22 protein-coding genes are annotated in these 19761 nt (G+C 49.0%); 16 read left to right on the top strand and 6 right to left on the bottom strand.

Features of this window, described 5'->3' with window-relative positions; genetic code table 11:
* Window positions 1-2: 2 nt before the first annotated feature.
* From cysD to OMP95_RS05295, 5 genes are all read left to right on the top strand, one after another.
* A complete protein-coding gene (gene cysD / locus OMP95_RS05315) occupies window positions 3-905 on the top strand; it encodes a sulfate adenylyltransferase subunit CysD (RefSeq protein ID WP_266326699.1) in 903 nt (300 codons plus the stop codon).
* Complete coding sequence (gene cysN / locus OMP95_RS05310; protein ID WP_266326697.1) at window positions 906-2345, top strand: sulfate adenylyltransferase subunit CysN; 1440 nt, start codon at window positions 906-908, stop codon at window positions 2343-2345.
* Window positions 2346-2576: 231 nt separating this feature from the next.
* Window positions 2577-4037, top strand: a complete 1461-nt coding sequence (locus tag OMP95_RS05305) for a catalase (protein ID WP_266326695.1) — start codon at window positions 2577-2579, stop codon at window positions 4035-4037.
* Between the two features lie 62 nt (window positions 4038-4099).
* Entirely contained in the window at window positions 4100-4285 is a 186-nt protein-coding gene (locus OMP95_RS05300; RefSeq protein WP_266326693.1) for a hypothetical protein, read from the top strand.
* Window positions 4286-4412: 127 nt separating this feature from the next.
* Window positions 4413-5258, top strand: coding sequence for a GGDEF domain-containing protein (locus tag OMP95_RS05295; protein ID WP_266326691.1), 846 nt, complete (start codon window positions 4413-4415; stop codon window positions 5256-5258).
* A 28-nt stretch (window positions 5259-5286) separates the two neighbouring features.
* Here the strand turns inward: OMP95_RS05295 and OMP95_RS05290 are convergent, their stop codons facing one another.
* From OMP95_RS05290 to OMP95_RS05270, 5 genes are read right to left on the bottom strand one after another with little or no spacing between them, the layout of a single operon-like run.
* A complete protein-coding gene (locus OMP95_RS05290; protein ID WP_266326689.1) occupies window positions 5287-5820 on the bottom strand; it encodes a DNA-deoxyinosine glycosylase in 534 nt (177 codons plus the stop codon).
* Window positions 5821-6264 carry a DUF3465 domain-containing protein gene (locus OMP95_RS05285; RefSeq protein ID WP_266326687.1) on the bottom strand — a complete coding sequence of 148 codons (444 nt, stop codon included), beginning with the start codon at window positions 6262-6264 and terminating at the stop codon, window positions 5821-5823. It abuts the gene before it with no gap.
* Window positions 6257-7480, bottom strand: coding sequence for a glycolate oxidase subunit GlcF (glcF, locus tag OMP95_RS05280; RefSeq protein ID WP_266326685.1), 1224 nt, complete (start codon window positions 7478-7480; stop codon window positions 6257-6259). Before glcF ends, OMP95_RS05285 begins: the two co-directional genes overlap by 8 nt.
* Window positions 7481-7486: 6 nt before the next feature.
* Window positions 7487-8542 (bottom strand): glycolate oxidase subunit GlcE, encoded by a 1056-nt coding sequence (gene glcE, locus OMP95_RS05275; protein ID WP_266326683.1) that lies wholly within the window; start codon window positions 8540-8542, stop codon window positions 7487-7489.
* On the bottom strand, window positions 8542-9999 hold the full coding sequence (locus tag OMP95_RS05270) for an FAD-linked oxidase C-terminal domain-containing protein (protein ID WP_266326681.1): 1458 nt from the start codon (window positions 9997-9999) through the stop codon (window positions 8542-8544). The genes glcE and OMP95_RS05270 overlap by 1 nt, the downstream gene beginning before the upstream one ends.
* A 318-nt stretch (window positions 10000-10317) precedes the next feature.
* Between OMP95_RS05270 and OMP95_RS05265 the strand changes: the two genes are divergently transcribed.
* The 8 genes from OMP95_RS05265 to OMP95_RS05225 all read left to right on the top strand — a co-directional run bounded on the left by OMP95_RS05265 (window position 10318) and on the right by OMP95_RS05225 (window position 16720).
* The gene (locus tag OMP95_RS05265) at window positions 10318-11970 is read left to right on the top strand and encodes a nitrite/sulfite reductase (RefSeq protein WP_266326679.1); all 1653 of its coding nucleotides are present in this window, start codon (window positions 10318-10320) and stop codon (window positions 11968-11970) included.
* The gene (locus OMP95_RS05260; protein ID WP_266326677.1) at window positions 11957-12436 is read left to right on the top strand and encodes a DUF934 domain-containing protein; all 480 of its coding nucleotides are present in this window, start codon (window positions 11957-11959) and stop codon (window positions 12434-12436) included. The genes OMP95_RS05265 and OMP95_RS05260 overlap by 14 nt, the downstream gene beginning before the upstream one ends.
* Before the next feature lie 14 nt (window positions 12437-12450).
* On the top strand, window positions 12451-13323 hold the full coding sequence (locus tag OMP95_RS05255; RefSeq protein ID WP_266326675.1) for a symmetrical bis(5'-nucleosyl)-tetraphosphatase: 873 nt from the start codon (window positions 12451-12453) through the stop codon (window positions 13321-13323).
* 74 nt (window positions 13324-13397) lie between these two features.
* Window positions 13398-13880, top strand: a complete 483-nt coding sequence (ribE, locus tag OMP95_RS05250; RefSeq protein WP_266326673.1) for a 6,7-dimethyl-8-ribityllumazine synthase — start codon at window positions 13398-13400, stop codon at window positions 13878-13880.
* Window positions 13881-14333, top strand: coding sequence for a transcription antitermination factor NusB (gene nusB / locus OMP95_RS05245; RefSeq protein WP_266326671.1), 453 nt, complete (start codon window positions 13881-13883; stop codon window positions 14331-14333).
* Window positions 14334-14520: 187 nt separating this feature from the next.
* Window positions 14521-15492 carry a thiamine-phosphate kinase gene (gene thiL, locus OMP95_RS05240; protein WP_266326669.1) on the top strand — a complete coding sequence of 324 codons (972 nt, stop codon included), beginning with the start codon at window positions 14521-14523 and terminating at the stop codon, window positions 15490-15492.
* On the top strand, window positions 15473-15964 hold the full coding sequence (locus OMP95_RS05235; protein ID WP_266326667.1) for a phosphatidylglycerophosphatase A: 492 nt from the start codon (window positions 15473-15475) through the stop codon (window positions 15962-15964). The genes thiL and OMP95_RS05235 overlap by 20 nt, the downstream gene beginning before the upstream one ends.
* Window positions 15965-16165: 201 nt before the next feature.
* Window positions 16166-16720 carry a Tfp pilus assembly protein FimT/FimU gene (locus OMP95_RS05225; RefSeq protein ID WP_323135110.1) on the top strand — a complete coding sequence of 185 codons (555 nt, stop codon included), beginning with the start codon at window positions 16166-16168 and terminating at the stop codon, window positions 16718-16720.
* Here OMP95_RS05225 and OMP95_RS05220 read toward each other — a convergent pair whose 3' ends face one another.
* Window positions 16721-17152: a type IV pilin protein gene (locus tag OMP95_RS05220; protein WP_323135109.1), complete on the bottom strand. Its 432-nt coding sequence runs from the start codon at window positions 17150-17152 to the stop codon at window positions 16721-16723.
* A gap of 174 nt (window positions 17153-17326) precedes the next feature.
* Between OMP95_RS05220 and OMP95_RS05210 the strand changes: the two genes are divergently transcribed.
* The 3 genes from OMP95_RS05210 to OMP95_RS05200 are packed head-to-tail and all read left to right on the top strand — an operon-like array spanning window position 17327 to window position 19742.
* Entirely contained in the window at window positions 17327-17827 is a 501-nt protein-coding gene (locus OMP95_RS05210) for a GspH/FimT family pseudopilin (protein ID WP_266326665.1), read from the top strand.
* Window positions 17828-17833: 6 nt separating this feature from the next.
* Window positions 17834-18415, top strand: coding sequence for a PilW family protein (locus OMP95_RS05205; protein ID WP_266326663.1), 582 nt, complete (start codon window positions 17834-17836; stop codon window positions 18413-18415).
* Window positions 18416-18434: 19 nt separating this feature from the next.
* Window positions 18435-19742, top strand: a complete 1308-nt coding sequence (locus tag OMP95_RS05200; protein WP_266326661.1) for a pilus assembly PilX N-terminal domain-containing protein — start codon at window positions 18435-18437, stop codon at window positions 19740-19742.
* Window positions 19743-19761 lie beyond the last annotated feature (19 nt).

The following is a 19761-nucleotide window of genomic DNA, read 5'->3' as shown; positions in this document are numbered from 1 at the left end:
ACATGACTGAAAAAAAATTAACACATCTCAAGCAGCTGGAGGCAGAAAGCATCCATATCATGCGCGAGGTGGCCGCCGAGTTTGAAAACCCGGTGATGCTGTACTCTATCGGTAAAGACTCGGCAGTGATGCTGCATCTGGCGATGAAAGCGTTCGCGCCCGGTAAACCGCCATTTCCGTTGATGCATATTGATACCACCTGGAAGTTCAAGGAAATGATCAAATTCCGTGATGATCGTGTCAAGGAGCTGGGACTAGAACTGATAGTGCATACCAACCAGGAAGGCAAAGAGGCCGGTATAAACCCGTTCGATCATCCGCGCTACACCGACATCATGAAAACCGATGCGCTGAAACAGGCACTGGATAAATATAGCTTTGATGCCGCCTTTGGCGGGGCCCGTCGTGACGAGGAAAAATCCCGTGCCAAGGAGCGGGTGTATTCTTTTCGTGATAAAAATCACCGCTGGGATCCCAAAGCACAGCGTCCGGAACTCTGGAACATATACAACAGCAAGGTCAACAAGGGCGAAAGCATCCGTGTTTTCCCATTGTCTAACTGGACCGAGCTCGATATCTGGCAATACATCTATCTGGAACAAATTCCGATTGTCCCGCTTTATTACGCAGCAGAACGTCCGGTTGTCGACTATAACGGCTTGACCATTATGGTTGATGATGACCGTATGCGTATTCCAGAGGGACAAGAACCCAGAATGGAAAAAGTGCGCTTCAGAACCTTGGGGTGTTACCCGTTGACCGGCGCAGTCAAATCCGATGCGGACACCTTGCCGGAAATCATTCAGGAAATGTTATTAACGACGACCTCGGAACGCCAAGGCCGTGCTATTGACCACGATCAAGCGGGCTCAATGGAGAAGAAAAAACAAGAGGGCTACTTCTAGATGAGTACTGACAGTTCATATCAATCAGATAGCTTGATTGCAACAGATATAGAAGCCTATCTGAAGCAGCATGAAGACAAAGAACTGCTGCGTTTTCTGACTTGCGGTAATGTCGACGATGGCAAAAGCACGCTGATTGGTCGCCTGCTGCATGATTCCAAAATGATCTATGAAGATCAGCTGGAAGCGGTGACCCGCGACAGTGTGAAATCCGGCACCACCGGCGATCAGGTCGATCTGGCTTTGCTGGTGGACGGTCTGCAGGCCGAGCGTGAGCAGGGCATCACTATCGATGTGGCTTACCGTTATTTTTCCACCACCAAACGTAAGTTCATCATTGCTGATACTCCTGGCCATGAGCAGTACACCCGTAATATGGCCACCGGCGCTTCGACTTGTCAGCTGGCGGTCATTTTGATTGACGCCCGCCACGGTGTACAGACGCAAACCCGGCGTCACAGCTTTATCGCATCGCTGCTGGGCCTCAAACATGTCGTGGTGGCCATCAACAAAATGGACTTGATGGATTACAGCGAAGAGGTCTTTAACGAGATTCGTAAAGACTACAGCGAATTTGCCCGTGAGCTGGAAATTGAAGATATTCAATTTGTGCCGATGTCAGCTTTAATTGGCGATAACGTCGTCAACAAAAGCGAGAATATGCCCTGGTATCAGGGGCAAACGATGATGGATCTGCTGGAGAACATTGAGATTGCCAATGATCCCAACTTCAACGATATGCGTTTTCCGGTGCAGTTTGTGAATCGTCCCAACCTCAATTTCCGTGGCTACTGCGGCACGTTGGCCGCCGGCATTCTGAAACCGGGTGATGAGATCACCGTGTTGCCTTCCGGTAAAGAAAGCCGGGTTAAAGCCCTGGTTACTTATGATGGTGATCTGGATCATGCGGTGCCGGGTGAAGCTATTACTGTGACACTGGAAGATGAGATTGATGTCAGCCGTGGCGATATGATCGTGCACCGCAACCATCAACCGCATGTGTCCAGCCAGTTCAATGCCATGGTGGTGTGGATGACCGAACAACCCCTGGTTGCCGGCAAACAATACAGTGTCAAGGTCGGCGTCAGTGACAGTACCGGGATGTTGACCAAAATTGATTATCAAATCGACGTCAACACACTCGAGCACAATCAGGCCAGTGAGTTGCATTTGAATGAAATCGGTTTGTGTGAATTTTCACTTAATAAACCGGTGGTGTTTGATAGCTACAAACGTAATCGCACCACGGGTGCTTTCATCGTTATTGATCGCCTGACTAATGTGACTATTGGCGCCGGTATGATTACCGATGCTGTTGCCTCGAATCATCAGATTGTTGCTGAAGGCGAGTTCTCTGCGTTTGAGCTGGAACTTAATGCGCTGATTCGTAAACATTTCCCGCACTGGGATGCCAAAGATTTAAGTCAATTACTCAAATAAAACTTTATGGGCAATCCGTTTCTATGCGGATTGCCCTTTTTATCTGTTCTTTTCTCTTTTCTTCCAGCCCAATTTTTCTATCGTGTATCTGCCTGTAGGACGACTCCGCTGATATCAATCTGTTTTCCCACTCATTTTTTATTGAACAATCAATTGTACAAATCATAAAGCCTTTTTTAGTATTGATGACGTGCAAGACAGGCCCTTACGCATTCCATCAGGGAGTAAAAAATGAGTAAAACAACATTAACAACATCGGCCGGCGCACCGGTCGCAGATGATAACAACAGCATTACAGCCGGACCACGAGGATCATTGACTTATGACAATCACTACACCTTTGAAAAACTAGCTCACTTCAACCGCGAGCGAATTCCTGAACGCGTGGTCCATGCACGTGGTACCGGGGCTTACGGTACATTTACTGTCACCAAAAAACTGAGCGATTACACCATTGCCGATTTCTTTCAGCAAGAAGGCCAGCAGACGGAAGTATTTGTAAGATTCTCCACGGTAGGAGGCGGCCAGGATTCGCATGATTTTGCCCGGGATCCGCGTGGTTTTGCCGTGAAGTTTTATAGCCGGGAAGGAAATTACGATATGGTCGGCAACAATACGCCGGTGTTTTTCCTGCGCGATCCGATCAAATTCCCGGACTTTATCCACTCGCAAAAGAAAAATCCGCGGACCAATACCCCGGATCCGGCCGCAGCGTTTGAGTTCTGGGCCAACCATCCCCAGTCGTTGCACCAGATGACCATTTTAATGTCGGATCGGGGGATTCCTGCTTCATACCGTCATATGCACGGGTTCAGTTCGCATACTTATAGTTTCTGGAACAAGGACGGTGAACGGGTCTGGTTCAAATGGCACTTCAAGAGTAATCAGGGCATTAAAAACCTGAGCAATGAAGAAGCGGCCATGGCACCGCCCTATGGCGCTCAGGAAGATCTGGTGAGCGCGATTGATAATGGCGATTATCCAAGCTGGACGGCCAAAGTACAGATCATGACCGAACAAGAGGCGCGGGACTATAAGATCAACCCGTTCGATTTGACCAAGGTCTGGCCACATAAGGATTTTCCGCTGATTGAAGTCGGTCAGCTTGAATTGAACCGAAATGTGCAAAACTACTTTGCTGAAACCGAGCAGGCGGCATTTGCACCGAGTAATCTGGTGCCGGGTATTGGCGCGTCTCCGGATAAGATGTTGCAGGGACGTTTGCTCGCTTATCAGGACGCGCACCGTTACCGCATTGGGGTTAATTTCAATCAGCTGCCAGTCAATGCGGCGAAGTGCCCGGTCAATCATTATCAGCGTGACGGGGCGATGGCGGGATTGTGTCCGGCTGGTGGCAATCATCACCAGAGTAACGGGGCCAATTATTATCCGAATGACCGGATTAACGATGGCGCACCGGCGCCGGTGCCACGGGTGGCCGAACCGCCGATGCCGCTTGAAGCCGATGCCTGGCAGGATCGATATGACACGACTGATGAAGATCATTACTCGCAAGCGGGTGCGTTATTCCGTCTGATGAATGAAGATCAAAAGAACCAGTTGGCAGATAGTATCGCCGGTGGCCTGAGCCAAGCCAATGAGTCGATTCAGCAGCGTATGCTGGCACAATTTGGCTTGGCTGATCCGGATTATGCAGAAAGAGTGAAATCTGCATTGACCGCTATTAACTAAGCTCAGTTACACTGAAAGCAGGGGATTTTGTCCTCTGCCTTTTTATTTATGGGGCCGCGCTTATGAACAAATGGTTGTTAATGATAATGCTGTTATTGGTCACAGCAGCCTGTTCGGATCAGGAACCACCGGAAAAAACAGTCTGGGATGAGCAGTTGAAAACGATGGATAAAGCCAGAGAGGTTGAACAGCAAATACTGGACTCGGCTGAACGTCAACGGCGGGAGATTGAAGCAAAAACAGATTAACCGGGTGTCGAAACAACTTTACTTTTTATTTCGAAGTGTTTTCGATTGAAACCATATGCCATGCGGACATGGATAATTAACCGCTGCATCACGTGATTAAGAGGTGAATGCAGGTAGTGGAACTGGAATGGAAAGCGAAGAAACAGTTAACAAACGTAATAATCTGCTGCAATTCATCCGTTCCAAGGAGGCATTAGACTTCAAGCTAATGCGGCAGAGAATGGCCAAAATAGGCCATGTCAGGATCGTTATTATCATCACCCTGATCGCCGCTCTGTCTTCCGTGTTGATGACGTCATTTTTATGGACGTTGGTGTTTCAGCTGGAGCTGGATTTTCCGCCGCTGTTTGTCTCTTTTATCGTACCTTCAGTCGTTTGTCCTATTGTGATGTGGTATGTGATCGGTGTGACACTCAACCTGCATCATCTGGAAAATGAAATGAGACGATTGGCCAGCTACGATATGTTGACCGATATCATGACCAGAAGGGCATTTTTATCCGCTTGTGAAAAATTACATGCCCTGATGCGGCGTAATCAAAAGTCATTGTCTCTCGCCTATATTGATATCGATAACTTCAAAAAAATCAATGATGGCTACGGCCACGCAGCGGGTGATGAGGTTTTGAAGTCATTTGCCAGGATCTTGAGAGAAAATGTTCGTAAAAGTGATTTGGTGGGTCGGATTGGCGGAGAAGAGTTTGCATTGGCTTTGCCTGATACCGATCTGGCAGGAGCGAGCCATATTCTGGATAAAGTCAGGTTGTTGGCCAAACATACAGCCGTTGCCTATTCAGGCCACACGATTGAATATACAATCAGCATCGGTCTGTCCATCAGCGATGAAACCGAACAAAAGCTACTGGATCAGCTGATCCGGCAGGCCGACCATGCGTTATATGCTGCAAAACATGCTGGCAAAGATTGTATTGTTGAATTTGATCACGAACTGCAGCGCAGAGAACCGGCTTGATCGTGCCGGACCTTGGACAAGGTAATGTTCACAACTGATTCAGTGTATTCAGGATTGCTTGTTGCCAGCGGAGCAATTTGTCGGCCTGGTTCATCGCCGCATGCGCCGGGCTGGTTGATGGCAATCGTAATCGCGGTAATGACTGCAACGGCTCGTTGAGTGTCGGCAATACATGATGTTTGAATACCTGCTCGGCTTTCATGCCATTAAAGAAAATATGCTCAATCTGATTATGCTTGGTAAGAAAGGTATTGAAATCGTTAGCTTGTATTGAATCGGTTTCGATATGTTGATCCAGACTGCCGGGACGATAACAGGCTTTTAATACATCCCACACCGCGATGTGTTGTTCGGTCAGATACGCACATCGTGTTTGATAATCCCATTGCGGATTGAAAGCAAAAAGTGAGGCCATGATCGGCCAGAACGCATTGCGGGGATGGGCATAATATTGCTGCTGTCTGAGCGAGGCGACACCGGGCATTGAACCCAGAATCAGTACTCTGGCATTGCTGGCGGCAATAGGGGGAAAGCTGTAGCTGAGCGGTTTTTTTACAGTCATTTACTGATAAAGCTGATCTTGATGTCGAATCCAGCCATGCGGATGGCGATTATCGGGATCATGATGGGTCCAGTGCACCACACCGCCTTTGTTATTCCATTCATACTCACCAAAAATACTGACCTCATCCCCGACTTTCAGTGTGTCGATGCGTGGTGCCAGATCGATATTATGGGCGATCAACAACGTATGACCAGCAGTCAGTTCAATAATAAAACGCTGATGGCGGCTGCCGTCGTTGTCATCAGGTAACAGCTGAATAACCCGGCCGGATACTTCAACCTGGATATCACTGCGTTTGGCCTGAAACAGATCAACTATTTCAGAAGTGGTGTTATTGACCGGCGCGGTTTTTTGCTCAGGCTGATATTGGCTGGCGGCATAAGTCAGGATGATAAAAGCAATCAGCAGCCAGAAGCGCTGCTTTTGGCGTCGGCTAAGCATCAGGCAATTTCTCTGCGATCAATTCTATCCAGTGCACAATGGGATCATCAGCTTCACTCAGATGCATCTGGCAACCAATATTGGCACTGACAATACGTTCGGGCTTGCCGGCATGAAGGGCTTTCAGTTTATTGGCTCGTAACTGCTGTGACAGTTTGGGCTGCAGGATGGAATAGGTGCCGGCCGAACCACAGCACAGGTGGGCATCCTGCACCGGCGTCAACACAAAGCCCACGCGCTGCAACAGGTTTTCGACCTGTCCGGCCAGCTGTTGACCATGCTGCAAGGTGCACGGACATTGAAAGGCGATGCTCTGGCTATGACCCAGATTCGACCAGTTGCCATCCGCAATCTCGGCCTGCATGACTTCAACAATATCTTTTGCCAATGCAGAAACCCGTGCTGCTTTGTCGGCATATTCGGCATCATCTCTGAGCAGATGCCCATATTCTTTGACCATGGTGCCGCAGCCGCTGGCGGTAATAATAATCGCTTCCGCGCCTTGTTCAATGTACGGCCACCAGGCATCAATATTCTGTTTGATATGTTGCCGTGTTTGCTCTGCGGCAGACAAATGATGACTCAGCGCTCCGCAACAGCCAGCTTCAGGTGCTTGCAGCAGCGTGATGCCCAGCCGGTCGAGCACGGTTGCCGCGGCCTGATTGGTTGATGGCGTACTGACAGACTGAACACAGCCGGCTAAAACCAGCATGCTTCGCTGATGTTTTGCAGTCGGCCATGGACCGGCTTTGGTAACTGGTGCCAGTTTGTCTTTCAGCGCGGCAGGCAGTAGTGGACGAAACAGGTTACCCGCCTTGATTAAGGTGCCGATACGTTTAGGGTAAGGCACGGTATGTAACAAGATCTTACGCAGCAGGGTTTCAGAAAAAGGACGCGAGACTTTTTCTTCGATATGTTCGCGGCCGATATCAGCCAGCCGCCCGTACTGTACGCCGGAAGGGCAGGTCGTCTCACAAGCGCGGCAGGTCAGGCAGCGATCCAGATGCAGTTGTGTTTCACGGGTAGGTTCCGCGCCTTCAAGAACCTGTTTAATCAGATAGATCCGACCTCGCGGACCATCACGTTCATCCCCCAGCAACTGATAGGTCGGACACGTAGCCGTACAAAAACCACAGTGCACGCAGCTACGCAGGATAGCGTCGGCTTCCTGACCCTGGCGGGTCTTGGCTAATTCGGCTGTGAGCTTGGTTTGCATAGTGGGTTAAATGGCCTTAAAAAGTCGTCCGGGATTAAAAATATCATGGGGATCAAAGCTGGCTTTGAGTCTTTGATGAATAGTCAGCATAGCCGGGGTTAAAGGCTGGCTTCTTTCCTGCAAGGGGTCACCGCCACGAAACAGCTGAGCATGCCCGCCTTGTTGCTGAGCCAGTTTGAACATGCGCTCGGCAGATTCCATGGTTTTGATCCATCTCAGACCACCGCTCCAGTCAATCATCTGTTTACCCGTCAGATTCAGTTGAGGCGTCGCGGGTGGCAATGACAGGCGCCATAAAGGACTGTCACCATCAAAAAAATGATGAGTCTGCTCTTTCAGTACTGACCAGAATCTATCCGCTTCATGTTGCTCGCCACCCAGTTTCTTACGTGCCGCCGAGACGGAGGCGGAAGCACCGGCCAGTCGGATATGCACTTCCTCACCATCATAAGCGAGGCCGGTCAGCGGCAGGTTTTGTGAAGACAGGGTCTGCATCAACCGCAACGCATCATCGGCTTCTCTGGGTTGAGACAAAAAACTGCGAGCGGGAAAATCCGGCAGCACTTTAATACTGATTTCCAGCAATAGACCCAACGTACCCATGGCGCCAACCATTAATCTGGAGACATCGTAACCGGCGACATTTTTCATCACCTGCCCTCCAAATTGCAGGATCTCGCCGCGGCCATTGATGATTTTACAGCCCAATACATAATCCCGAGCACTGCCGGTAAATGGACGAATTGAGCCTGACAGACCCGCTGCAATGGTGCCGCCCAGCGTAGCGTTGTCTGCAAAATGCGGCGGTTCAAAAGGCAGGATCTGCCCGGCCTCGGCCAAAGCCGCTTCAATTTCGCTTAGTGGCGTACCGGCTCGGGCTGTGAGCACCAGCTCTGTTGGTTGGTAACTGATAATACCGCTGTGTTCACTGACCGGCAGTATCTGCCCTTGGATATGTCGACCCAGAAATTTTTTGCTGCCACCGCCGGTAATAAGCAATGCGGTTTGGCATTTAATCGCATCAACAACAGATTGTTGCAATTGTAAGGTCAGATCAGTCATTAGAAACGCTCGATTTCGGGATGCGGTAACTGGCCCTGGTGAACATGCATGGCACCCAGTTCAGCGCAGCGATGCAGGGTCGGCACTGCTTTGCCTGGATTCAGAATCCCCTGCGGATCGAACGCAGCTTTGATGGCATGAAACTGGGCCAGTTCATTGGCAGCAAACTGGGTACACATCTGATTGATTTTTTCCATACCGACGCCGTGTTCGCCGGTGATAGTGCCGCCCACTTCTATGCACAGTTCCAGGATCTTGGCACCGAACAGTTCGGTTTTATCCAACTCGCCCGGTTTGTTGGCATCATAGAGAATCAAAGGATGCAGATTGCCGTCACCGGCATGAAATACATTAGCAACCGGCAAATCAAACTCTTTAGACAGTTGCTTGATTTTGGTCAGCACAGCAGGCAAGTATCGGCGAGGTATCGTGCCGTCCATGCAATAATAATCAGGCGAGATACGGCCCACGGCTGGAAAAGCTGATTTGCGTCCGGCCCAGAATTGCTGGCGCTGAGTTTCATTTTCTGCCGTTGCAAAACTAATGGAATCACATTGTTCCAGCACATGATGAACCTGCATGATACGCTCTGAAACTTCCTCGTTGGTACCATCAATTTCGCATAATAAAATCGCTTCCGCATCCAGCGGATAACCGGCATGGATAAAGGCCTCAGCAGCCTGGATGGCTAGTTTGTCCATCATTTCCAGTCCGGCCGGAATGATACCGGCGGCAATAATGTTACCGACGGCTGCCCCTGCCTTGGCGATATCATCAAATGCGGCCATGATGACCTGTTTGCGTTCTGGTTGCGGCAGCAGTTTGACCGTGACCTCAACAATAATACCGAGCAAACCTTCGGATCCGGTCATCAGGGCCAGTAAATCATAACCTGCGCTGTCGTAGGCCTGACTGCCGATAGTGAGCAGTTCACCATCAGTGGTGATGATTTTGATTTCCAGAATATTGTGTACCGTAAGGCCGTATTTCAGACAGTGCACGCCGCCGGCGTTTTCGGCGACATTGCCGCCGATGGTGCAGGCAATTTGTGAGGAGGGATCCGGTGCATAATAATAGCCATAAGGCGCTACGGCCTCAGATATGGCGAGATTGCGCACGCCCGGTTGTACTCGGGCACTGCGGTTATTGGTATCGATGCTGAGGATCCGATTGAATTTGGCCAAGCTGAGCAATACCCCATTTTCATGCGGTAAGGCTCCGCCTGACAGACCGGTGCCGGCCCCCCGCGCCACCAACGGAATCTGCTGTTGATTACACAGTTTCACCACGGCTTGTACTTGCGTTATGGTGTCGGGTAACACCGTGATCATAGGCAACTGGCGATAAGCGGACAGACCGTCACATTCGAAAGGACGCTGAGACTCTTCGGTGTGAAGTATGATGTCTTCCGGCAAAATAGCTTGTAATGCTGCAATCAGCTGTTGTTTGTTCATCATGTCATTTTGTCATATTCAGGCGTTGTTGATGTTTCGTTTTCGCCTTTGTTGTTCTTTGAAAAAAGTCCATCAATGAGTAATGAAGTCGTTTGCTTGTAAACAACGCTTATAGCCTTTTTGAACATAAATGACCGCGCAAAATTCACTTGTAGCGTTTAATTGCGCAGAAAAACACTGTTTGTCGACGACTGCTCATGGCGTTCAGGTATCACGGGTATAGATAAACCGGGAATATTGATATAGCTATTTATAATTTCCTGTTATATGCCGCCACGGTTATAATAACCGGTCCGGTTTTATAGAGTTTAGAGAGCATAAATGTATCAATACGATAAGTATGATCAAACGATGGTTGATCAGCGGGTTGCGCAGTTCCGTGATCAGACTCGTCGCTTTTTAGCAGGTGAGCTGACTGAAGAGCAGTTCCGTCCCCTGCGTTTGATGAATGGACTGTATATCCAGCTTCATGCACCGATGTTACGTATTGCCATCCCTTACGGCCTGATGTCGTCGAAACAAGTACGTAAAATCGCAGAGGTGTCCCGCCGTTTTGACAAGGGATATGTCCACTTTACCACGCGTCAGAATTTTCAGATGAATTGGCCTAAGCTGGAAGATGTGCCGGAGATTCTGGCTGAACTGGCAACAGTGCAAATGCACGCGATTCAAAGCAGCGGTAACTGTATTCGTAACACCACATCGGATCAGCTGGCAGGCGTGAATGCGGATGAAATTGAAGATCCACGCCCATGGGCAGAGATTATCCGTCAATGGTCAACCTTTCATCCCGAGTTTGCGTATCTGCCGCGTAAGTTCAAGATTGCTGTGATTGGCGGACAAGAAGATCGTGCTGCTACACAACTGCACGATATCGGTCTGCATCTGGTGAAAAACCACGAAGGTGAAATCGGATTTGAAGTACTGGTAGGCGGTGGTTTGGGCCGTACCCCGGTTATCGGCCAGCGAATTCGTTCTTTCCTTGAGAAAAAAGATCTGCTGTCCTATCTGGAAGCGATTCTGCGTGTTTATAACCGTCTCGGCCGCCGCGACAACAAGTTCAAAGCCCGTATCAAAATTACCGTACGTGAACATGGTATCAATCATATTCGCGAACTGGTGGAAGCCGAATGGGTGCAAATCCGCGAGCAGCTGCAACTGGACCAGAAAGAAATTGATCGGGTCAAGCAGTATTTCACTGAGCCTGCATACGAAGCAGATGCCGCCAAAGACGAGAGCTTTGATCATATGCTGGCCGAAGATGAAGCTTTTGCCCGTTGGGTCAAACATAACACCGTGGCTCATAAACAAGCCGGTTACCGCGTGGCTTACGTGTCATTGAAAGCACCGGGTATTGCGCCGGGTGATGTGACCGCAGAACAACTGGATGTAATCGCTGATCTGGCAGATGAATTCAGCATGGGCGAAGTACGCTCCACCCATACGCAGAATCTGGTGTATACCGATGTGAAACAGGCCGATCTCTATGCTTTGTGGCTGCGGCTGCAGGCAGACAATCTGGCGACGCCGAATATCAATACGCTGACCGATATTATTTGCTGTCCGGGCCTGGATTACTGCGGCCTGGCTAATGCCAAATCAATTCCCATATCGAAAGCGATTGCCGATCGTTTTGATGATCTGGATTATCTTTACGATCTGGGCGATATCAAAATCAAATTCTCCGGTTGTATGAACGGTTGTGCTCATCAGAGTGTCGGTCATATCGGCATTCTCGGTGTCGATAAGAAAGGCGAAGAGTGGTATCAGTTCACGCTGGGCGGCAGCTCTGAAGCTGATGCTTCACTGGGTGAACGGCTGGGTAAAGCTATTCCTCAAGAGGAAGTGGTTGATACCGTGTCTCAGTTGATAGATACCTATGTTGAACTTCGATTTGAAGATGAATCTTTCCTGGCCACCGTTCGTCGGGTCGGCATTGACCCATTCAAGGAGCGTGTATATGCAGATAATTAAAGATCGTGAAATTGTCGAGGATAACTGGCTGCATCTGGATGATGAAGCGGAGCTGGTTGCCGGTAATATCACTGTCTCGCTGTCACGCTGGCAGGAGCAACATGAAACGCTGGTTCACCATGAGGGTGGCTTGGGCCTGCGTTTGAGCGGCGACGATCCGCTGGAAGAGGTTATACCGGATTTGGCGCATTTTTCGCTGATTGTGTTGCTGTTTCCTGTTTTCACTGATGGCCGCTGCTACTCCTACGCGCGTTTGTTGCGTGAGCGATATAACTTCAAGGCTGAAATTCGCGCCCAGGGTGATGTGTTGCATGATCAGCTGTTCTATATGTCGCAATGCGGCATCAACAGTTTTGAGCTCGCCAACCCCAACCGATTGACCAATGCGCTGACTGCCTTCGATGCTTTCAGTGAAAGTTATCAGGCAACCGTGCTGAGACCAGAACCACTCTATCGTCGGCGCTGAGTACAGGGGACGTCATGGCAGTCTACGCGATTGGCGATGTACAGGGTTGTTATGACGAATTGATCAAGATGCTGGATCGGATACAGTTCGATCCGGCTGCTGATCAAATCTGGCTGGCAGGCGATTTGGTTAACCGCGGGCCCAATTCCGTTGATGTATTAAGACTGGCCAAACAGCTGGGAGACAGTTGCGTGCCGGTGCTGGGTAACCATGATTTGCATCTGCTTGCTAATGCGGCGGGTGTGGTTGAATTCCAGCATCATATGGATACCATCGAGTCGGTGCTAAAGGCACCTGATTGTGACGAACTGGTGGGCTGGCTGCGGCAACAGCGGCTTTTTTATCATGACCCCGTATTGAATTTCAGCATGGTGCATGCAGGTCTGCCGCCGGAGTGGTCAATTTCCGAAGCACTGAGTTATGCCGCAGAAGTTGAAGCCATTATCAAAAGTGATAACTGGCGTGATTTTTTTGAGCATATGTACGGCAATAAACCTAAACGCTGGTCAACTGAGCTGACCGGCTGGGATCGCCTGCGTTTTATCACCAACTGCTTTACGCGCCTGCGTTATTGTCATGAGGATGGCCGTCTTGCGCTCAAGTTCAAAGGGGCACCGGAAAACAAACCTCTCCATCAAAAACCCTGGTTTGAAATGCCAAATCGTGCCAGTGCCGATGACCGGATTGTGTTTGGTCATTGGTCGACGCTGGGCGTAGGGCAGTATGGCAATGTGTTTTCACTCGACAGTGGCGCGGTATGGGGTGAAACTCTAACGGCGGTGCGAATTGACCGCGAACCTTATGAATGGGTGACGATTCAGGCCGATCCGGAAGGGTTGCCGTTTGCCAAAAACAAACAACAGGGTGTGCCTAAACGCTGGCTGTGATCAGGCGTTAGGTAATATCAGAGCAAACTTAGTACAATGTCTTTTAATCAAATGTTTATGGATCTTTAAAAATAATGAGTAATGTCACGACATTTTCTGGTGATTTTTCTGCCAAAGGACTGCGAGTGGGTATCGTAGCCGGTCGTTTTAACGACTTTGTGGTGGATAATCTGATTTCCGGTGCTATCGACTGTCTGGTGCGCCACGGTGCCAGCGAGGCTGATATCGACTTAGCCCGTGTGCCCGGAGCCGTTGAAATTCCTTTGGCAGTGCAGCGTATGGGACGTACCGGGAAATATGACGCGATTATTGCTCTAGGCGCAGTGATCCGCGGTGGCACGCCTCATTTTGAATATGTGGCCGGTGAATGTTCCAAAGGTCTGGGACAGTTGGCTTTGCAACTGGATATGCCGGTTTCATTTGGAGTGTTGACCGTTGATACGATTGAACAGGCTATTGAACGCGCAGGCACCAAAGCGGGTAATAAAGGCGCTGAAGCGGCGATGGGGGTGATTGAAATGGTCAATGTATTACGAGTCATCGAGGCTGGTAAATAAATGGCCGGAGGATTACCACGCACCAAGGCCCGTCGGGCAGCTGTTCAGGCGCTGTATCAGGCAGTGGTTAATGATGAGGCTCCTGAAAAGGATGCGCTCGAATTTGTCACCGCTGAATATACTGACAAAATCGACATAAAATATTTTACTACGCTGATTCAAGGCACCACGGAACATCGTGAAGCGATTGATGCGGCGCTGGCTGAAGCCGTTGATCGTGATTTGGCTGCGGTTGACCCGGTGGAAATCTCGGTGTTGAGACTGGCAGTGTTTGAATTTATGCATCTGCCGGAAATTCCTTACCGCGTTGTTCTGAATGAAGCGGTGGAACTGGCTAAGTCTTTCGGTGGCGAGCAGGGCCATAAATACGTCAACGGTGTGCTGGATAAGATGGGGGCTAAATTGCGTCCTCATGAATATCAGGCTGCCAAAGCGGCACGAGCGAAAAAGTAATAGTGCGAGAGACCCTTCGGCTACCTTCAGGGTGACACCGCTCGTGAGTCAGTAGTGGTGTCGTGCCGACCGCAGTGGAGGCATCTCGGAATTAAAGAACCTGGATTAGCGAACAATTATTTTATGTATCAGCAGGCGCTGGCCATGCAGGAGACAAGTTGTTCGTGAAACTTGAAGGGAGTCAGGCTTGGCCCTATCCGAATTTTCTCTGATTGAACAATATTTTGCCAAACTCACTGTTTCGCGTGATGACGTTGTGGTGGGTATTGGCGATGATTGTGCTGTGCTTGCCTGCCCGCCGGATAAAAATATTGCCGTTTCTATCGATACCCTGGTAGAGGGCGTTCATTTTTTTGCCGATGTCGATCCGATTAGTCTGGGCTATAAAAGCCTGGCGGTCGGATTGAGTGACTTGGCTGCGATGGGGGCTAAACCTGTCTGGTTTACTCTGGCTTTGACTTTACCGGAAGTTAACGAAGACTGGCTTGAAAGCTTTGCCCGTGGCTTGGCTGAGCTGGCATTACAACACCAGATTCAGCTGGTGGGCGGCGATACCACCCGTGGACCACTGACCATCAGCATTCAAGTGCATGGCCTGGTTGATAAAACACATGTTTTACGACGTGACACTGCTCAAGTAGGTGATTTGATTTATGTAACAGGTACTTTGGGTGATGCCGGTGCCGCGTTGCAAACACGCTTGCAGAACTGGCAACAGGATGTTTTAGATGAGCGGGACTGGCAATACCTGCAACAGCGCCTGGAGCGGCCAACGCCGAGAATAGATATTTCACCGAAATTGCTGGGTATTGCTCATGCCGCTATCGATATCTCAGACGGCCTGTTGGCCGATCTGGGCCATATTCTCGACAAAAGTCATAAAGGTGCGATTGTTCAGCTTGACCGTCTACCATTGTCTCCGGCACTAACTAAACTGGATTCATCAACAGCGCATCAATTGGCATTGAGTTCGGGTGATGATTATGAGCTGTGCTTTACTGTGCCACGAACTTTAGCCGGCCAGTTGGATGCCAGTTGTGACAATATCACCTGTATTGGCGAAATCACTGATGAGCCGGGACTGAAATTGATAGGAAAAGATCTGCAGGAAATCGCATTGGAAAATCTAAGGACAGGATATGACCACTTCTCGGCCTGAAGTTAGCTTTAAGGCCTTATTGAGGCGACCTGCCTGTTTTCTGGCGTATGGTTTTGGCAGTGGCCTGGCACCCCTCGCGCCGGGGACTTTCGGCACATTGGCGGCGTTACCTTTATTCTGGTTGATGAAAGATCTGTCGCTGCCGGTTTATCTTTTGCTGACTGTTTTGGCTTTTATCGCCGGTATCTGGATTTGTCAGCAGGCGGCGGACTGGTTGGGCAGTGATGATCCATCCGCGGTGGTCTGGGACGAAATTGTCGGTTATCTGGTGACCATGACAGCGGCACCTGCGGGCTGGCAATGGATGGTGATCGGCTTTGTATTGTTCCGATTATTTGATATCTGGAAGCCCTGGCCGATTTCACTTGCAGACAGAAAGTTGCATGGCGGTCTGGGCATTATGCTTGATGATGTGCTGGCCGGAATCTATGCGGCGATTGTCCTGCAAGTCTTTGTTATATTGCCGAGTTGATTGTACAAGGAAATGCCATAAAACAGGCATGAAGACCAGTCATTTTCGACCCGGAGGTCACTGGATATTTCTCGACGGGGTGGAAATGATAGCTGAGCCCCCCGGCTACGCTTATTCACATGGGAGCTAGGCCAACTATTTGCCATTGCGGAGGTTCTGTGGCAGATTTAAACGACTTGATTTTGAATAAGGATATTCGAAATGAACAGTCATGGATTGACGCTCATCGAATTGCTGATCGTTGTGGCCATTACGGCTATTCTGGCGGCTGTCGCCGCGCCTTCGTTTTCAACTATGCTTCGCAGTCAACATGTGACAGGGGAGGTCAATACCCTGGTTGTGTTGATCTACCTGGCAAGAAGCGAAGCAATAAAACGAAACCAAGTCGTCACCATCTGTAAAAGCGCCGATAAACAAAATTGTGGCGGCAACTGGTCGGATGGCTGGATAGTTTTTAGTGATAAAAATGCTGATGGGGCTAGGGACGCAGATGAGATTGTTATCACTTCAGGCCAACTGGGCAATAATTATTTACTGAGTTGGTCGGCATTTGGTTCAGACAACTACATTCGGTTTCGAACTAGCGGCCTGACCAGCTCTCATAATGGCACTTTTAAACTTTGTCCTGATGATGGTGATGAACGTTTTGCCCGTGCGGTAATTGTGAGTAAAACCGCCAGAGTCAGAACTTCCGAAGACAGCAATGGCGATGGTATTGAGGAGGACTCATCCGGCGATAACCTGGTTTGTAGCTAATTATCTGTTCCAACAGTCAGAATCGTCACCATCCGCCGTATAATTCTCGCCCGAGTTATTGACGGTGATCGTGAAAGTGCCACATTCATCGCCGGCCTGAGCCGAATTATTATTAATTGCTGCGGTGATAGTGTAAGCGGCTGCACTGGCTGCTGCCGGAAGGTCGATGATGTAATAACCCTCTTTAGACGGTTGATTGCTCGCGCCCGCATAGCCAAGGTCAGTTAAGTCAGTCGTGAAGGTAGGATTATTTGCCCGGTATTTCTCTTGGGCTAATTGCACTTCTAAAAGGCTGGTTTTCGCATCAGCTCTTCGGGCCCGCTTGGCATATTCCTGGTATGCAGGAAGTGCGATTGCAGCCAAGACACCCACAACCACAACCACAATCATGAGTTCTATTAATGTGAAACCTTTATTTGGTTTGATTTTCATTATCAAAGTCTCGTATTTCTGGCCGAGGTAATCAACATAGCCTAAAAATTTGCATTAGTCATCCAGTAAAATAACGACTTGTTAACAAAATTGATACTAAATACACTGTAATCGTTAACACATTTTATAAACAGGTACTATAATCAGTGATACGGCAAAACAGGCAGGTGAATAATGTTAAAGCTAAATAGCCGAGGATTTACATTAATCGAGCTCATGGTGATTATTGCTGTCCTGGGTGTGATTACAGCACTTGCGTTGCCATCTTTCAAATCCATCCTCGATGGAAGACGGTTGCAAGGGGCTACTGACAATTTCTATGCCATGCTTCAGTATGCTCGTTCTGAAGCAATCAAACAAAACCAATCAGTCCAATTTCAATTTGATACCAACGCTTGGTGTTTTGGTGTTGATGATGAGGGTGCGGATTGTGACTGCACCACTCCATCTACATGCACTGTGAGCGGCATGCAAAAAGTCACTGATAATACTGAATATACGAATGTGACATTTTCATCAGACAGCGCGGAAGATACGCTGACATTTGAACCTAGACGGGGGCAGCCCTTGGATACATTGGGTGCCCCGATACCAACCGTGACATTTACCTTCACTACCGGAAATAAAACCAAACAAGTCAGCGTGAATCCCGTTGGTTTGATCAGAGCGGAATAGTTTTTTATGGATAAATCTCTAAAACAATCAGGTCTGACGCTCATCGAACTCATGATAGCGCTGGTATTGGCATTACTTGTGACAGGTACAATCCTGACTATCTTTATCAGTAACGTTAAATCCAGTAGCGAAAATATAAAAATGATTCAACTTAATCAGGAATTGAGAGCTGTTATCGGCTTTATGTCAGATGAGTTGAAAAGGGCGGGATATTCGGCAGATCCTGATGCTGCTACTTTTATGGATGATTTAGCGGTTAGCGCAGGCTGTATTCGCTATTCATATGATGAGGATAGTGATGGAATACGCGATGGGAATGAAAGGTTTGGATTTCAATTAAATTCAAATGCTATTCGTTGGGCTAATAATATAACAACGGCAGATTGCAGTAGTGGAACCTGGCAGCCTCTGACCTCCGATGAAATTAATATTACTGCCTTTGATATACAACTCACTAATACCGCCTCCGGTGGCGGCGTGCTAGTCAACCAGCTTGATATTTCGGTGACGGGCGAGAGAGACCTTAACCCAGGTACTGCTACGAGAACATTTACAGAGACCGTTCGTATCAGGAATGACGGTACATAACCTGCGAGAGGGAACAGTCATGAAAATTAAACATAATCCATTGGTTAAAAAGCAGCAAGGTGCTGTTGTTCTGGTCGTTTCTGTAATCCTGTTAATTGCTGTCACATTGGTGGTCATGTTCGCTACCAAGGTAGGTTTGCAAGATCAACGTATTTCCGGCAACCAGTATCGTCATAAACAGGCTTTTTCTCATGCTGAGGCGGGCCTGGATCAGGCTGCTGCTTATTTAAGAGCAAATCCATCACTTCATGACGGTAATGCCGCTGATGGCTGGCTGGACTGCACAGGCAATGAAACTAAGTTTCCATGTAATGTTACTGGCGCGGTAATGGTTCTGGGGTCGCTGGTCAGTGGTCAGATCGTTTCTGCTGTTCCGGAACTTGATGCGGCAACAAACCTGGATTTTGCCCAGGCATTTTTGATAAAAACAGCTGACAATACGATTGCGATGGGCGTCGGGACATCTGATGACGATACTGGTTCTGCCATCGCCCAAGTCAATTATGCAAAAACAAGTTTGATTACTCCCGGTGAGCTGCCCCCCTTGATGATTCCTTCCGGAGACCTCAGCGGTAACTTTAATATTGTGCCTAATCCAAATGGTGGGGGGGCCGGTGTAGCTGTTTCAGTCTGGGCGTCGACCGATACCAACACTTCCGGAGCGAACTGGAAAACCTGCGACCATGACCAATTCAGGGATGGCGGCAGTGTATGTATGGATACCAAAGGCGATGGTGAAACGGGCGCTGCCTGGGGTGGCTGTTCCTGCGGTGATGAACTCAGTAATTCGACCAATGTGAACAGTGATATTGTGTTGTATCCGCCGGATGAGTTCCCAAGCTCGCCTTTTGCCTATGTATTCGGTGACACAGCACTGGAGGACGAGGCCGGTTATGTGGCAAATCTTAAAGCAGAAGTCAAAGCCAGGGCCGAGGCGGAAGGCTTGCTGTTACCAAACTGTGACAATATCGTCTCAGATTTTGCCGGTTTGACTGATTCGGCGTTAGTTTGGGTTGAAGGCGATTGTGATATAGGCAGCAACATTAATGTTGGCAGCCGGGATAAACCTATCATCCTTGTGGTTGAAGGCGATATAAGAGTCAATGCTGGAGCTGAATTCTGGGGGATTGTTGTTGGCCTGAGCAATTTTGTGCTTAATGGTGGTCCGGTAATTCATGGCTCGGCTATATCTGATATTGAGAGTGATCTGACCAACGGTACCTACTCACAGGTCTATGATGAGTCAGTATTTCAGAATCTTACCGAGGATTCAATCAACACAGGCATAGCCAGAATGAAGTACAGCTGGCATGACTTCCTGCAATAGTCAGCGAGGAGACATAGCG

This window comes from Methylophaga sp. OBS4 (assembly GCF_026319305.1).
Taxonomy (GTDB): Bacteria; Pseudomonadota; Gammaproteobacteria; order Nitrosococcales; family Methylophagaceae; genus Methylophaga.
The sequence above is the reverse complement of the archived record's forward strand: the minus strand, read 5'-3'. Positions and strand labels throughout refer to the sequence as shown.